A 14,640-nucleotide genomic window follows, 5' to 3' on the forward strand; every position below is an offset into this window, starting at 1 on the left:
TCCGCAACGAAGAAGCCCCCGTCCTCCGTGAGGAGGACGGGGGCTTCTCTGCGCTCGCCGCGCTAAAGCATCGAGACGTGTACGTGGTCCGTGTGATCACTGGGACCGTGGTACGACTTCCAGCCGGTGGCCGGGAACCAGATCTGTTTGTTCCAGATGACGTAGAGGATGCCGAGCCGGTCGGCGTTACGCACCAGGAAGGCCATCAGGTTGTTGCCGTACTCCCGGGTGTCCTGGTTGTGCCACGGTGAGAAGCCGCTCTTCTGCAGGGACCAGTCGCAGGCGCGGCCCTTGGGATGCTCGAACGGGCCGCCGTTGCGGTGACAACCGACGAACCGGTTGAACTTGGCCTTCTTCACTTCCTTGTACATGTGGAAGGTGCGCGCCGTGATGCAGCCACCGGTGGTCGGGTCGTCGACGTTGCAGGACTCCGGTCCGAACTCGCCGTCGGAGTTGCGCGGTGCGGGTGCGGCGATCTTGGACTTGACGTCCACGAAGCCGCCGGTGACCGACTTGCCGCCGACCTGGGCCAGCGCCTTCTCGGCCGACTCCTTCTGCTTCTCCATCAGCGCGAGGTTCTGCTTCTGCGCCTTGACCTCCTGGTCCAGGCGCGTCTTGCTGGCGGTCACCTCGTCGATGGCCTGGTCCAGCTCGCGCAGCTTGCCGTCGTTGAGGGCGTTGATCTCCTCGAGGGAGACCGCCTTCTTGAGGAAGCCGTCCGGGCTGGTGGTGTTGAGCAGGAAGCCCATGGTCGAGATGCCGCCGGTGCGGTACTGCTGAGCGGCGACCGCGCCGACCTCGGGCAGCAGCAGGTCGCGCTTCGCCTCGGCGTTCTTGACCTTGAGGGCGAGGCCGAGCTGGGTCTTGGTCGACTTGGCGACCGCCGCCTTCGCCGTCAGATAGCGCCGGCCCGTGGAGTCCAGCACGTCGTTCAGCAGCGGGTTGTCGTCGCCGTCGTCGGCGGTGGCCGACTTGGTGTCGTCCGGATCGGCGTTCGCCGGGGATGCGGGCGCGAGCATCATCGTGACCGCGGCGAGCGGTGCCAGGGCGAGGATCAGCCACCGGCGGGGTCTTGCCGTCATTCAGAATCCTTCCGCGTGACCACCGGCCGGGTTAGCTGACGGGTTCGGGACGGAAGCAATCCCTACCACTGACTCGTGGATTCACCCCGGTAGTTCTGTGGTTCCCCGGCTCATCTTGCGACGATTAGATGGTGGGCTGCCGGCGCCTTGGGGGCAGCGCCTTCTGGCAGTGACCGGCGGCCAGCTTACCTGACAACGGCCGAACCGGCAGTGCTGCCGCGGACGGCAAAACGGTTACCGGACAACGACTTTCCGTCACCGCTCGATGGAATGACGCAGGTCATAGCCCGTAACGGCACATTAATGTGAGTCGTTGCATTCTTTCCGTCGATTGCTCACCATCAGTGCACGATCGATTGCGTACGGTGTGACGACTGTCGATTCTTAGCATTGATGGGTAGTGTTCGTCACGGTCTCAGCGCAGACCGCCGCCTAATCGCCGCACGGCGAGCCGGGGAACCACTCGAGTAATGGGGTGAATCCGATCCGCGCACCCCCGCGCGATCGGTAGGGATCGCTTCCGTCCCGAACCCGTCAGCTAACTCGGTCGGCGGCCGACGGAAGGAATGTTCGTGAGGCTCAACCCTGTCCGCCGGCGATTAGCGACCGTGCTCGCGGTCCTCGTCGCCACCTCGGGGCTGGCGCTCGCCGCCCCGACCTCCGCCTCCGCCGCACCCCGCCCCTTGGCCGCGCCGGGCGACTCGGGAGACGACGGCGAGGGCGGCTCGAAGTCCCTCATCAAGCAGCTCGAGGCGGCGTCCAAGGGCTTCGTCGAGGCCCAGGAGGCGCTGGACCGCTCCAAGAAGCGCCAGCGGGAGCTGACCGCCAAGCTCAAGGAGCTCGACACCCAGCTCGGCCCCAAGCAGGCGGCGCTGGACGAGATCGTCCAGCGGGCGTACCGCACCGGGCGGCTCGGGCCGATGTCGGCGATGATCACCGCCGACTCCACCGGCAGCATGCTGGACCGGGCGCAGACGCTGGAGACCATCGCCGTCAAGCAGGACCGCGCGGTGCGCGACCTGAAGGACAGCCGGGACCAGCAGGCGCAGGCCAAGACGGCGATCGACACCGCTGTCCGCGAACAGCAGCGCCAGCTCACCGTCATGGCCAAGCGCAAGAAGCAGGCCGAGGACGCGTTGAAGGTCGCCAACGCCGCCAGCGGCGGATCCTCGAGTTCGTCGTCCGGCGGCGGTACCTCCAGCGACGGCGGCAGCAGCGCCCTGGCCGCGCCCGCGCCGCGCAACTCGGACGGCTCCCTGCCGAGCGAGTCGTGCAGCGTCAACGACCCGACCACCTCGGGCTGCATCACGCCGCGCACCCTGCACGCGATGCAGGAGGCGAAGAAGGACGGTTTCAACCACTTCATCGCCTGCTTCCGCCACCAGAACAGCGGTGAGCACCCGAAGGGCCGGGCCTGCGACTGGGCCGCCGACAAGGGCGGCTTCGGCGGCGACGCGACCGGGGCCAGCAAGGACTACGGCAACCGGCTGGCGAACTACTTCATCAAGAACGCGAGCCGGCTCGGGATCCTCTACGTCATCTGGTACCGGCGGATCTGGCTGCCCAGCAGCGGCTGGAAGTCTTACTCCGGGGCCGGCGGTGACCCGTCGAGCGACCACACCAACCACGTGCACATGTCGATGCGCTGACCGCGGGGGTGCGGGGCCTACCGCTTGACGTAGGCCTCGTACTCCTTCAGCACGTCGTCGGTCGGGCCGTCGGCGCGGATCAGGCCCGATTCCAGCCAGATGGCCCGCTCGCAGGTGTCGCGGATCGACTGCTCGCTGTGGCTCACCAGGAAGACGGTGCCGGCCTGCGCGCGCAGGTCCCGGACCCGCTGCTCACTGCGCCGGCGGAACTTCGCGTCGCCGGTGGCCAGCGCCTCGTCGATGAGCAACACGTCGTGCTGCTTGGCGGCCGCGATGGCGAACCGCAGCCGGGCTCCCATGCCGGACGAGTACGTCCGCATCGGCAGCGAGCTGAAGTCACCGCGCTCGTTGATGCCGGAGAAGTCGATGATGTCCTTGGTCTTGCTCTTGACCTCGGCCGGCGACATGCCCATGGCCAGGCAGCCCAGGACCACGTTGCGCTCACCCGGCAGGTCGTTCATCAGGGCGGCGCTGACGCCGAGCAGGGACGGCTGGCCGGCCGCGTAGATCGCCCCGCGCTCGACCGGCAGCAGCCCGGCGATCGCCCGCAGCAGCGTGGACTTGCCCGAGCCGTTGGTGCCGATCAGGCCGACGGCCTCACCCTTGTACGCGACGAAGCTCACACCCTTGATGGCGTGCACCTCGCGCATGGTCGCCGGCTTGGTGCCGGTGACGAGCCGCTTGAAGCTGGCGAGCGGGCTGCCGGTGCCCGGGGTCGCCGACTGCTGGATCCGATAGACCACGTGAGCGTCGTCGACGATGACCGTCGGATCGCGCCGGTCGCTGCCGGTCATGTTGTCAGCCACGGCCGTAGCCCTTCTCTCCGCGCCAGAAGTAGACGTAACCCCCGAGACCCACCACGAACGTCCAGGCGAGCGCCTCCAGCCACATCACCGTGGGACTCGCCGCGAGCGGCACGTCCTCCATCAGCGCGTGCCGCATGAGGTCGATGAACACCAGCATCGGGTTCGCCTCCACCAGGGTCAGCTTCCAGCCGCTGAGGTGGTCGGTGAAGCGGGTGACCGGGTAGAGCACGGCCGACAGGTAGAGCCACATCCGCATGACGAACGGGATGAGATTCCGGACGTCCGGGATCTTGCTGCCCAGCCGGGCCCCGGCCAGGGCCAGGCCGGCGTTGAACACGGCCTGGAGCAGGAAGATCGGCACGATGAGCAGCCACTCCAGGGTGATCGGCTCGCCGAACCCGACCACGATGACCATCAGCACGGCCAGCGAGGCGAGCGTGTTGCGGACCTCGACCATGGTGATGGCCAGGGGCAGGCTGCCTCTCGGGAAGTGCAGGGCCCGGATCAGCCCGAGGTTGCCGGTGATCGCCTGGATGCCGGCCGACACCGTGGACTGGGTGAAGCCGAAGATGAACACGCCGGTGCACAGGTACGCGACGAAGTTGTCGACGCCGCTCTTCGTGTTCAGGATGACGCCGAAGATCAAGTAGTAGACAGCCGCGTTGATCAGCGGCGTCAGCACCTGCCAGAAGACGCCGAGCCGGGTCTTGCCGAGCGACGAGGCGACCTTGGCGTTGGCGTACGACGCGATGAAGTGCCGGTACGCCCAGAGCTGACGTGTGTACTCAGGCAGGGAAGGCAGCTTCCCGGCGGCGCTGAGCCCGTGTCTACGGGCCAGCTCCTTGAGCGTCAGGCCGGTCTCGGAATCGGCGACCGCCGTCTGAGGCATGGGGCGCTCCGATCTGGTCGGTCCGCTGGGGATGGGGGACCTGGATGACTTGCGCGGGAACACACTAAACAGTGTGCCGCGATGGAACGGCGTCGTATCGACGTCAGCCCCGAAAGTAGCCGAACGAGCGCCGGAACGCAACCGTTGCGTCCTGGCGTATAGTGCACTCGTGGTTACAGCGAAACGTGCACCCGCCGGAGCGGCGGTGCTCCGCGGGGACATCACCGCGGCCATCCGCAACGCGGTCATGAACGAGCTGGCCGAGGTCGGCTACGGGCGCCTGTCCATCGAGGCGGTGGCGCGCCGGGCCGGCGTCGGTAAGACCGCGATCTACCGCCGGTGGAGCAACAAGCTGGAGATGGTCCTCGAGATCGTCTCCGCCGTGGCGGAGCGTAGCGTGCCCATGCCCGACACCGGAAGCTTCGCCGGCGATCTGCAACTGCTCCTGTTCATCGTGAGCAGGGCCCTGCAGCACCGGATCGCGTCCCAGATCATCCCGGACCTGATGGCCGAGGCGGCCCGCAACCCCAAGATCGCCGAGACGCTGCAACGGGCGCTGCGCACCCACCAGCAGGCCGTCGGCGAGAAGATCGTGGGACAGGCCGTCGAGCGCGGCGAGCTGCCCCCGGGCACAAACGCCGACCTTGCCGTCGACATGATGCTGGGCCCGCTGTACTGGCGGCTGGCCGTCTCGCGCACCCCGATCGACGACGATTACCTCGAGAACCTCAGCAACGCCGTCCTGCGCGCGCTGCAGGAGACCCGCCCCGCGCACTGACGGTCATCGGCCCGCGACGGCGTTTCCCACCCGCAGCGGGAACGACGCCTCGATCTGCCAGCCGGCCGGGGCGCGTGGACCGTGGACCAGGGTTCCGCCGTACCGGGTGAGGTCCTCGGCCAGACTGAGCAGGCCGAAGCCGCCGGTCACCCGCCCGGCCCGAGGTCGCGGCGGGCTCGGAGGCTCGCTGGTGATCCGCAGGATCAGCCTCTCCGCGCCGTGCTCGGTGCTGATCCTGAGCAGGGTGCCGGGTCCGTCGTGGCGCAAGGCGTTCGTGGCCGCCTCGCCGAGCAGCCGGTCGGCCACCGCGAGGACCGGCGGCGCCAGCACGTCCCGCAGGTCCGGCGGGTGAGCCGCCAGGCGCAGCCCCGCCGCGCCCAGGGTCTTCAGCAACGCCGCCAGCCGGGTCGCCGGGTCCGGTTCGTCGGCGTCGGCCAGCGCGGCCCGGACCTCGGTCAACGCGTCCCGGCCGGCTCGCAGAACCACGTCCAGGCGGTCTCGGGCGGCGTCGCCGAGCGGCGTGGTGGCCTTGAGTGCCTCGGTCTGGAGCAGCATCACGGTCACCGTGTGCGCGAGCGTGTCGTGCACCCGGCGGGCCAGCCGTTCCCTGTCCTCGGCGGCCGCGGTCGCCTGATCGGCGATCCGGCGTTCCAGCCGCAGGTGCTCGGCCTCCGCCCGCTGCCGGTCCGCCTCGGCCCGCTGGCGCAGGTGCTCGCTGCGTTCCACCCCGGCCAGCCACGCCACCGTGACCGTGACGACGGCCATCAGCAGACCCTCGACCGGACCGTGCCGGACCGCGCTGGCGGCCGCCATGACCAGCCCGACCGCCGGGCACAGCACCCACCGGATCACCGGTGAGCGGTGGGTGGCCGCGGTGTAGAGCGCGATCGTGGCGGGGAAGAAGCCGACCGCGCGGGCCATGCCGAGCGTGGTGTGCGCGGCGGTCGCGCAGCCCACGACGATCAGCACCGCGGCCGGGAAACGCCGCCGCCAGACCAGCGGCAGCAACTGAGCCACCGCGAGCGGCGCCGAGACGACCGTGCCGGACAGCACGAAGAGCAGGGCGGTCGCGGCACCCAGGGCGAGATCCACCAGCGGCTGCCAATGCCCGCGCAGCCGGTCGGCCGTGATCCGGTACGCCATGCGACTGCTTACCATGGCCCGATGATCCGGCTTGCCGTCGTCGACGACCAGGCGCTGGTCCGGGAAGGGCTGAGCCTGATCCTGGGGGCCCAGCCGGATCTCGAGGTGGTCGCGGAGCTGCCGGACGGCCCCGCCCTGCTGGAGCTGCTGGCCGGCGACCCGCTCGCCGCCGACGTCATCCTGCTGGACCTCTATCTGCCCGGCGCGGACGGGGTGCGGGTGCTGGGTCAGTTGCGTGCCCGGATGCCCGAGGTGCCGGCGAAGGTGCTGATGCTGACCACGGTCGGCCGGGCCTCGGACATCCAGCGGGCGCTGGCCGCCGGCGCCGACGGCTTCGTGCTCAAGGACGCCGGCGGCAGCGAGCTCGCCGCGGCGGTCCGTGGCGCGCACGCCGGGGTCACCGCGCTGAGTGCCTCGGCGGCCGAGCTGCTCTGGCCCTCGGCCACCGCCGCGCCCCGGGCGGACACCGCGGCCCGGCTGGACACCCTGACCGGCCGCGAACGCGAGGTGCTCACCCTGCTCGGGCGGGGCCTGACCAACCAGGACATCGCCCGCGACCTGGCGCTGGCCGAACGCACCGTCAAGGCCCACGTGAGCAACCTGCTGGCCAAGCTCTCGGTGACCAGCCGCACCCAGGCCGCCCTGCTCGCCCGGGACCTGTCCTAAGGACGTAGCCCGGCTACGTCCTTCGCCGGTTCCGGCGCCCGCCGCCCGCTGCCAGGCTGCCCGGATGTCCTCCGACAAACGTGCGCGCCGGTTCCGCCGGCTCTGGCTCACCCTCGGTGCCGTCCTGCTGATCACCGCCGGGCTCTGGGTGGGCAACAGCTCGGCGCTGTGGGGTGGCGGCGACGGCCGCCCGCTGTTGCTGGCCCACCGCGGGATCGCCCAGACCTTCCCCTTGGACGGGGTGGAGAACGACACCTGCACCGCAGGCCGCATTCACCCGCCGGACCACAGCTACATCGAGAACACGCTGCCGTCCATGCGAGCGGCGTTCGCCGCGGGGGCCGACATGCTGGAGGTCGACGTCCAGGTCACCGCCGACGACCAGCTCGCCGTGTTCCACGACTCGACGCTCGAGTGCCGCACCGACGGCACCGGCACGGTGCGTGAACACACGCTCGCCGAGCTGCGCCGGCTCGACCTCGGGTTCGGCTACACGGCCGACGCCGGCGCCACCCACCCGTTACGCGGCACCGGTGCCGGGCTGCTGCCCACGCTGGACCAGGTCGTCACCGCGTTCCCGGGCCGGCAGCTGCTCGTCGACCTCAAGAACGACGACCCGGCCGAGGGTGAACGGCTGGCCGGCTACCTGGCCACCCTGCCCGCCGAGCGGCTGACCACGATCAGCGTGTACGGCGGGGACGCCTCGGTCGCGGCGGTCGCGGACCGGCTGCCCCGGCTCCGCGCCACCTCGAAGAAGATCATGAAGGACTGCCTGGTGCGCTACCTCGGCACCGGCTGGACCGGGCACGTCCCGGACGCCTGCCGGCACACCGAGCTGCACCTGCCGCAACGCTACGGCCGCCTGCTGTGGGGCTGGCCCAACCTCTTCGTCGACCGGATGCGCGCCGCCGACACCCGGGTGGTGCTGGTGGCCGGGGACGGACCCTGGTCGGCGGGCTTCGACCGGCCGGCCGATCTGACCCAGGTGCCCGCGGGCTGGTCCGGCTGGCTGTGGAGCAACCGGGTGGACGCGATCACGCCCTGAAGTGCTCAACCGGGACGCGGGTCGTGCCGAAGGTAGGGGCCCACCCCGCGCCGTCCCCCCGGAGCACCCCATGCGAACTTCCCGCGTAGACACGACCATCTTCGGTGCGACGTCGCTGCTGACGCTCGCGCTCGGCGGCGTCGCCCCCGAGCAGATCACCGTGCCTGCGCCGGTCGCGTCCGAGGACGCGGAGGCGGTCGCCGGGCTGTGGCTCAGCGCCGACAAGACGGTACGGCTGCGGCTCGACGCCGACTGGTCGTACCTGGGCCGGGTCGCGGGCCGGCACCGGGCGGCGAAGGGGACCTACCGGCCGGAGGGTACGGGGCTGGTGCTGCGCGACGACACGGGTCTGCGTACGCCGGTGACGATCGCCGACGACGTCCTGGAGATGGCCGGGCACCACCTGTTCCGGGCCTGACACCGCCGCGACCGGGTGCGATGCTGATCCGATGATCGATTGGCTCTCCGGCGTCGCGTTCACCGCCTTCGGGGCCGGCACCACGTGGGCCGAGGTGCTCGGTTTCGGCACCGGCCTGGTGAACGTGGGACTGCTGGTGCGCCGGCACATCCTCAACTGGCCGGTCGGCATCCTCAACGTGCTGCTGCTCATGCTGGTCTTCTGGTCCGCCGGCCTCTACGCCGACGCGAGCCTGCAGATCGTCTACGTGGTGCTCGGCGCGTACGGCTGGTGGGCCTGGCTCTACGGCGGTGCCAGCCGCACCCCGCTGACCGTGCGCACCACCACCAGGGCCGAATGGCTGGGCCTGGCGGTCGCCGGCGTGCTGCTCACCGGGGGTCTCTGGCTCTTCCTCGATCGCCTGACCAGCTCCACCGTGCCGCTGGCCGACGCGCTCACCACGGCGTTGTCGCTGCTGGCCACCTACGGCCAGACCCGCAAGCTGGTGGAGAGCTGGTGGCTCTGGATCGCGGCCGACCTGATCTACATCCCGTTGTACGGCTACAAGGACCTCTGGCTCACCGCCCTGCTCTACGTGGCGTTCCTGGTGCTCTGCGTCCTGGGCCTGCGCGCGTGGCGGGCGGCGCTGCGCACCCAGCACCCGGTGGCCGTATGAGGTGGGGGCACGGCCTCATCGTGGGCAAGTTCTATCCGCCGCACGCCGGGCACCACGAGCTGATCGACGCCGCGGCCGCCGCCTGCGACCGGGTCACCGTCGTGGTGGCGCCCAGCTCGCGGGAGTCCGTACCGCTGGAGCTGCGTCTCGCCTGGTTGCGCGAGGCCCACCCGGCGCACGTCCGCTTCGTCGGCGTGCACGACGATCACCCGGTCGACTACGCCGACCCCAGAGCCTGGGAGCTGCACACGGCCGTGTTCCGGGCGGCCGCCGGCCCGGACCGGGTGGATGCGGTCTTCTCCTCCGAGGCGTACGGCGAGGAGCTGGCCCGGCGGTTCGGCGCGCAGGCCGTCACCGTCGACCTGGAGCGGATCAGGACTCCGGTGTCCGGAACGGCGGTCCGGGCCGACCCGGTCGCGTACTGGGATCTGCTCGGCCCGGGGGCGCGCGCCTGGCTGACCCGCCGGGTGATCGTCGTGGGGGCCGAGTCCACCGGGACCACCACGATGGCCCGGGCCCTGGCCCGGCACTACCGCACGCGGGGCGGGGTGTGGGCGCGGACCCGCTGGGTGCCCGAGTTCGGCCGCGAGCTGACCGCGCGCAAGCTCGACAGCCTGCGTGCGACCCGGCCCGAAGCGGTCGTCGAGGACGTGACGTGGGGGCGGGACGACTTCGTGACGGTCGCCGCCGAGCAGAACGCGGCCGAGGACAGCGCCGCCCGCGACGGCGCGCCGATCCTCTTCGGCGACACCGACGCCCTGGCCACCACGATCTGGGAAGAGCGCTACCTGGGCGAGGGCGGCGCCTGGACGACCTCGCCGGGCGTCGCGGAACGCGTACGGGCACCTGATCTGTACCTGCTGACCCACCACGAGGGTGTGCCGTTCGTCGACGACGGGCTGCGCGACGGCGAGGGCGTACGGGCGTGGATGACTGCCTGCTTCGAGCGTGAACTGGCTGCTCGCGGCGTACCGTCACGGGTGTTGACCGGGTGTTATGCGGCCCGGCTGCGGGCCGCGGTGGCCGCCTGCGACGACCTGCTGGCGTCCGGGTGGTCTTTTGCTCCTCCGCTAAGCCATTCCTGATCGGGGCCGAAGCAAGGTGCATGCGGCTCAGAAAACTCCTGCTCCCGCTGCTGGCCCTGCCGATCGCCCTGGGCGGCTGCGGCATGCTCGGCTCGTCGGCGGGCACCCCCGGCGCGGCCGCGAGCGCCACCCCGATCGCCGGCGGTGGCGACTGGCTGGTGGTGGCCACCGGCAGCGCCACGCCCAGCCCGGTGGCGTCGCCGGCTGCCTCGCGGCCGCCGGTCCTGCCGCCGGTGACGTTCCTGCCGGTCCAGCCGGGCTGTGCCAAGGACTGGACCGTCAACCCGCCGCTGATCCCGATCGAGGTCGTGCCCGGGGCCGGCCGGCTGACCGTGACCTGGCCCCGCCAGTACGACTCCGACTACCGGATCACCGCGGTCAAGCAGCCGCTGGTGTCCGGCAACCAACCGGCCTACACCTGGCAGAACGTGCCCGCGGGCACCGGCTGCACCGTCACGGCCACGATCACCGGGCTCAAGAAGGGCGTGCCCTACATCGTCTGGCTGGACGCGCCCAACACCGGGCACGAGCTGGACGGCACCCGGCACCCGTACAGCGGCCGCTCCGGGGTCGTCTACCCGCGGTGAAGGTTTAAGCTGCAACGATGACCACGATGCCGGCCGCGTTCATCGGCCACGGCAACCCGATGAACGCGCTCGAGACCAACCGCTACACCCAGGCGTGGCGGGCCTTCGGCGCATCGGTGCCGCGGCCCCGGGCGATCCTGGTGGTGTCGGCGCACTGGTACATCAACGCGACCGCGGTCACCGCGATGCCGCGGCCCCGCACGATCCACGACTTCTTCGGCTTCCCGCAGCAGCTCTTCGACGTCGACTACCCGGCGCCGGGCCTGCCCGCCCTGGCCGAGGAGGTCAGCGACATCGTCAAGCCGACCTGGGTCGGCGCCGACATCGACTCCTGGGGCATCGACCACGGCACCTGGTCGGTGCTCGTGCACGCCTTCCCGGACGCCGACATCCCGGTCACCCAGCTCTCGATCAACGCCGACCGCGGCTTCGACTACCACCTGGAGCTGGGAGCGAAGCTGGCCCCGCTGCGCGAATCCGGCGTGCTGATCCTGGGCAGCGGCAACGTCGTGCACAACCTCGGCGGGGTGAACCGCGACATGCCGGACGCGGGCTTCGACTGGGCGCAACGCTTCGACTCCGACGCCAAGGAGACGATGCTGGACGACCCGCTGAACGCGGCCCGGCTGGACGCCCACCGCGACTTCCGGCACGCGGTACCGACCCCGGACCACTTCCTCCCGCTGCTCTATCTGGCCGGCCTGGCCGGCGCGAGCGGCGAGGGCACGGACGTGCTGGTCGACGGGTACGCGTACGGCAGCCTGTCGATGACGGCGTACACGCTGGGCCTGCCGGCCGCGACCCCGTCGACGGACACCACCGCGGCAGCGGCGATCCCGGCCGGCCTGCCCGCCGACGGCGTCAACATCTAGGCGGGCTTCTCGTAGATGGTCTCCAGGCCGTCCTCGTCGTCCCACTGCTCGCCGACCTCGGTGAAGCCGTACTGCGCGACGAGCCCCAGCGAGGCGACGTTGTCCGGGCTGATCGTCACCCGCACGGTCCGGACCTCCGGGTTGGCGGCGGCCCGGGCCAGCAACGCCTCGAACGCGGCCCGGGCATAACCCTGCCGCCGGTGCGCGGGATCAACGGCGTAACCGATCTCGACCAGGCCGGCGGCATCGGGCCGGGAATGGAAACCGGCCCGCCCGACGGCCAGCTGCCGCCGCTCGTCCCAGATGACGCCGGTGACCCACCCGGCCTCGGCGGGATCCCGCTCGACCTGGCCGCGGCGCCGCTCCCAGACGCCACGGTTGTCCGGCCCGGCCAGATACTCCGAGAGCGGCACAGGGCTGACGGCCTGCGCCGCAGCGAGATCACCGGCGGCCAGCGCGGCAAAAACCGGCCCCGAGAGATGAACGATCCGTACCTGCTGTCCAGTGGTCTCCACGGGAAGATCCTGCCCTGCGCCGGGGCGTCCCTGTCACACGATGGCCGCGATGTCCCCGTCCTCGAAGTAGATCGCCTGGTGAAGCCGGCCGCCGAGCGCCTCCGCGAACCGGGCCAGCACGTCCTGCCCGGAGATCTTGCCCTGCTCGATCTGCGAGACGCGGCCCTTGGTCACGCCCATCCGCTCGGCCACCTGCTGCTGCGTGAGCCCGCGGGCGCGGCGCACCTCGGCCAGCCGATGCCCGAGGACGACAGAGAGCAGCTCCTGCTTCCCGGCCTCGACGGCATCTTCCCCGCCGGCCCGCTCGACGTACTCGGCGCGGATGTCCTGCCACCGTGCATATCCACTCATGGCGTACCCCCCTCGTCGGCGCGTTCCTTCAGGTAGACCTCGTAACGCTGCTCGGCCAACGGTATTGCTGTCTTGTACCACGCGTTCCACTGCCCGGCCTTGTCACCCGCCACCAACAGGATGGTGCAACGCCAGGGGTCGAAAGCGAAGAGGATCCGCATCGATCCCGGTCTGAGTTCCTTCAGATTCGCGACCGACGATCCGCGGATCGAATCAACGAGCGGCCGGCCGAGGCCCGGACCGGCTGCGGCGAGCAGGTCGATCGTCTGGACCACGCGAGCGAACGACTGAGGATCGAGAGACTCGATCCACTCGCGTACCTCGTCGACGACATAGACGTCCCACTCATCGTCCGCCACCCGAGAAGTATAGCGTATGCTATACCTCAAGTGGGTCGGTCAGGCGGCGGTGGTGTTGCGGCCGCTCCATTTGGCGGCGTACAGGCGGTCATCGGCTGCTCGGAACAGGGCGTCGCCCGTCATGCCCGGGGACCACGTTGCCACGCCCACGCTCACCGTCAGGCGGACCTCCGGCAGGATCGTCGCCGCGGCCACCGCGGTGCGGATGCGTTCCGCCACCTCGCGACCCGTCGTGCCGTCGCCCTGGAGGAAGACCACGAACTCGTCGCCCGCGTACCGGACCGCCTCGTCGCCGGTGCGGCAGTGGGCGCGCAGGATCGTCGCCACCTCGCGCAGGGCGCGGTCGCCCGCGCTGTGCGAGTACGCGTCGTTCACCGCCTTGAAGTGGTCCAGGTCGATGAGCAGCACCGTCAGCGGCCGCGCCCCCGAGGCCCGGTCCACGTCCTCGATCAGCAGGTCGAAGCGGCGCCGGTTGCCCAGCCCGGTCAGCGGGTCGAGCAGGATCTCGCGTTCCGCTCGGGCCCGGGCGGCCTCGGCCTCTTCGCGCTGGCCGGCCTGTCGCAGCATCGCCAGCCGTTGCAGCCGCAGCCGCCACAGCTCGCGCATCTGGCCCTCGACCGTCTCGAACAGGTCGCGGCTGGACTGGCAGTCCTCGATCTCCAGGGCGGTCAGGGCCAGTTCGAAGCGGATGATCGGTCGTTCGTCGGGGCGGGAGCCGTGTTCGCTGAGCTCGCGGGCGGCGATGAACTCGCGGCGGGCCTCGTGCGGGAAGCCGTGTGCCCGCAGGCTGATGCCCAGGGCCAGGTGCGCCATCCGGGCGTACTGGTGAGTCCCGCCGCCGCGCAGCGGCATGATCACCTCGCGGGCCAGCTTCTCGGCCACTGTGGTCTCGCCCAGCTTGGCCAGAGCCAGGGCGTGCACGGCGGTCGCGTGCACGTCGGGCTGGGAGTCCAGGCGGTGCCGGGTGATCTCGGCGCTGCGGCGCAGCTTGCTGCGGGCCTCTTCGGCCCGGCCGACGTGCGACAGCCGCAGTCCCCAGTAGAGCAGGGTCACCGCGTGCACGAGGTCGAACGACGTCGAGCGGTTCGGCGAGTCCGAGGCGCACAGCTGGTCGTACGCCGTCGCCGCCGTCTCGTACATCTCCGCGGCGGTGGCGGCCTCGGCGAACGAGCACATCGCCGAGCGGTGCCGGTCCGTGCCCGCCGGGCCCGCGTTCAGCAGGGCGCCGGCCCGGGCCAGGTGTTGCATGCAGTCGACGTAGTGGCCGCGGAGCAGGTGCAGCTGGGCCAGGTCGCAGCGGGCCTTGGCCTCGCTGAGCAGGGAACCGGCGGTGCGCAGCAGTTCCTCGCCGAGCGCGGAGCCCTCCCCGAGCTGACCCATGGCCAGCAGGGCGTACATCTTTCCCTGGATCAGGAACCGGGCCGTCCGGTCGTCGCGGACCGTGCGGGCGATCGTCAGGAAGGCGTCGGCCGCCGCGACAGCTTCGTACGCCTGCCCGTCGTTCGCCATCCGGTGCACCTGCAGGGCGAGGAGGTGGAGCGGCCCGTACACGGTCACCGGCACCGGCAACCGTCGGTCCCCCGAGATCCAGTCCGCCATCTGCCCAGTATCAGCCGTTCCGGGCGTTAGTAAATCCACCGGACCGATAGGCCTGCATTCGGCTACGCCGATGGCCGCCGAAGTCGATCACTTTGCCTGCACTGTCCTGTTTGTGCCACCGTCGGGTGCCGAATGTCTGCG

General features: G+C 70.8%; 17 protein-coding genes and 2 riboswitches. Of the genes, 9 read left to right on the plus strand and 8 right to left on the minus strand.

The annotated features are described in order from the left end of the window. Positions 1 to 62: 62 nt before the first annotated feature. Positions 63 to 1,082 carry a hypothetical protein gene (locus AB0C12_RS23130; RefSeq protein WP_360551094.1) on the minus strand — a complete coding sequence of 340 codons (1,020 nt, stop codon included), beginning with the start codon at positions 1,080 to 1,082 and terminating at the stop codon, positions 63 to 65. Between the two features lie 3 nt (positions 1,083 to 1,085). Further along, positions 1,086 to 1,223, minus strand: a riboswitch (cyclic di-AMP (ydaO/yuaA leader). A gap of 278 nt (positions 1,224 to 1,501) precedes the next feature. After that, positions 1,502 to 1,651: riboswitch (cyclic di-AMP (ydaO/yuaA leader) on the plus strand. Here AB0C12_RS23130 and AB0C12_RS23135 point away from each other — a divergent pair. After that, a complete protein-coding gene (locus AB0C12_RS23135; protein WP_360551096.1) occupies positions 1,649 to 2,731 on the plus strand; it encodes a hypothetical protein in 1,083 nt (360 codons plus the stop codon). Its footprint overlaps the riboswitch before it by 3 nt. Before the next feature lie 17 nt (positions 2,732 to 2,748). Here AB0C12_RS23135 and AB0C12_RS23140 read toward each other — a convergent pair whose 3' ends face one another. Beyond that, positions 2,749 to 3,525 carry an ABC transporter ATP-binding protein gene (locus AB0C12_RS23140; protein ID WP_360551949.1) on the minus strand — a complete coding sequence of 259 codons (777 nt, stop codon included), beginning with the start codon at positions 3,523 to 3,525 and terminating at the stop codon, positions 2,749 to 2,751. Positions 3,526 to 3,529: 4 nt separating this feature from the next. Continuing rightward, positions 3,530 to 4,426, minus strand: a complete 897-nt coding sequence (locus tag AB0C12_RS23145) for an ABC transporter permease (RefSeq protein WP_360551098.1) — start codon at positions 4,424 to 4,426, stop codon at positions 3,530 to 3,532. Between the two features lie 169 nt (positions 4,427 to 4,595). On the opposite strand from AB0C12_RS23145, the gene AB0C12_RS23150 reads away from it, so the two are divergent. After that, complete coding sequence (locus tag AB0C12_RS23150) at positions 4,596 to 5,204, plus strand: TetR/AcrR family transcriptional regulator (protein WP_360551100.1); 609 nt, start codon at positions 4,596 to 4,598, stop codon at positions 5,202 to 5,204. Positions 5,205 to 5,207: 3 nt separating this feature from the next. Here AB0C12_RS23150 and AB0C12_RS23155 read toward each other — a convergent pair whose 3' ends face one another. Further along, positions 5,208 to 6,347 carry a histidine kinase gene (locus AB0C12_RS23155; RefSeq protein WP_360551102.1) on the minus strand — a complete coding sequence of 380 codons (1,140 nt, stop codon included), beginning with the start codon at positions 6,345 to 6,347 and terminating at the stop codon, positions 5,208 to 5,210. A 21-nt stretch (positions 6,348 to 6,368) separates the two neighbouring features. On the opposite strand from AB0C12_RS23155, the gene AB0C12_RS23160 reads away from it, so the two are divergent. The 7 genes from AB0C12_RS23160 to ygiD all read left to right on the plus strand — a co-directional run bounded on the left by AB0C12_RS23160 (position 6,369) and on the right by ygiD (position 11,675). Next, positions 6,369 to 7,013 (plus strand): response regulator transcription factor, encoded by a 645-nt coding sequence (locus AB0C12_RS23160; RefSeq protein WP_360551104.1) that lies wholly within the window; start codon positions 6,369 to 6,371, stop codon positions 7,011 to 7,013. 64 nt (positions 7,014 to 7,077) lie between these two features. Further along, complete coding sequence (locus AB0C12_RS23165) at positions 7,078 to 8,058, plus strand: glycerophosphodiester phosphodiesterase family protein (protein ID WP_360551106.1); 981 nt, start codon at positions 7,078 to 7,080, stop codon at positions 8,056 to 8,058. Between the two features lie 70 nt (positions 8,059 to 8,128). After that, positions 8,129 to 8,476: an Atu4866 domain-containing protein gene (locus AB0C12_RS23170; protein WP_360551108.1), complete on the plus strand. Its 348-nt coding sequence runs from the start codon at positions 8,129 to 8,131 to the stop codon at positions 8,474 to 8,476. Positions 8,477 to 8,507: 31 nt separating this feature from the next. After that, positions 8,508 to 9,131, plus strand: a complete 624-nt coding sequence (gene pnuC / locus AB0C12_RS23175; RefSeq protein ID WP_360551110.1) for a nicotinamide riboside transporter PnuC — start codon at positions 8,508 to 8,510, stop codon at positions 9,129 to 9,131. Then, positions 9,128 to 10,216 carry an AAA family ATPase gene (locus AB0C12_RS23180; RefSeq protein WP_360551112.1) on the plus strand — a complete coding sequence of 363 codons (1,089 nt, stop codon included), beginning with the start codon at positions 9,128 to 9,130 and terminating at the stop codon, positions 10,214 to 10,216. Before pnuC ends, AB0C12_RS23180 begins: the two co-directional genes overlap by 4 nt. A gap of 20 nt (positions 10,217 to 10,236) precedes the next feature. Beyond that, a complete protein-coding gene (locus AB0C12_RS23185; protein ID WP_360551114.1) occupies positions 10,237 to 10,803 on the plus strand; it encodes a hypothetical protein in 567 nt (188 codons plus the stop codon). A gap of 17 nt (positions 10,804 to 10,820) precedes the next feature. Further along, a complete protein-coding gene (gene ygiD / locus AB0C12_RS23190) occupies positions 10,821 to 11,675 on the plus strand; it encodes a 4,5-DOPA dioxygenase extradiol (protein ID WP_360551116.1) in 855 nt (284 codons plus the stop codon). Here the strand turns inward: ygiD and AB0C12_RS23195 are convergent. Genes AB0C12_RS23195 through AB0C12_RS23210 form a run of 4 tightly spaced genes read right to left on the minus strand, consistent with a single transcriptional unit; the run spans position 11,672 to position 14,499 of the window. After that, positions 11,672 to 12,190: a GNAT family N-acetyltransferase gene (locus tag AB0C12_RS23195; protein WP_360551118.1), complete on the minus strand. Its 519-nt coding sequence runs from the start codon at positions 12,188 to 12,190 to the stop codon at positions 11,672 to 11,674. The genes ygiD and AB0C12_RS23195 overlap by 4 nt on opposite strands. 33 nt (positions 12,191 to 12,223) lie before the next feature. Further along, positions 12,224 to 12,541, minus strand: a complete 318-nt coding sequence (locus AB0C12_RS23200) for a helix-turn-helix transcriptional regulator (protein WP_360551120.1) — start codon at positions 12,539 to 12,541, stop codon at positions 12,224 to 12,226. Beyond that, positions 12,538 to 12,900 (minus strand): type II toxin-antitoxin system RelE/ParE family toxin, encoded by a 363-nt coding sequence (locus AB0C12_RS23205; RefSeq protein ID WP_360551122.1) that lies wholly within the window; start codon positions 12,898 to 12,900, stop codon positions 12,538 to 12,540. The genes AB0C12_RS23200 and AB0C12_RS23205 overlap by 4 nt, the downstream gene beginning before the upstream one ends. A gap of 39 nt (positions 12,901 to 12,939) precedes the next feature. Then, positions 12,940 to 14,499 carry a GGDEF domain-containing protein gene (locus AB0C12_RS23210; protein WP_360551124.1) on the minus strand — a complete coding sequence of 520 codons (1,560 nt, stop codon included), beginning with the start codon at positions 14,497 to 14,499 and terminating at the stop codon, positions 12,940 to 12,942. Positions 14,500 to 14,640 lie beyond the last annotated feature (141 nt).

Source organism: Actinoplanes sp. NPDC048967 (genome assembly GCF_040649415.1).
Taxonomy (GTDB): Bacteria; Actinomycetota; Actinomycetes; order Mycobacteriales; family Micromonosporaceae; genus Actinoplanes.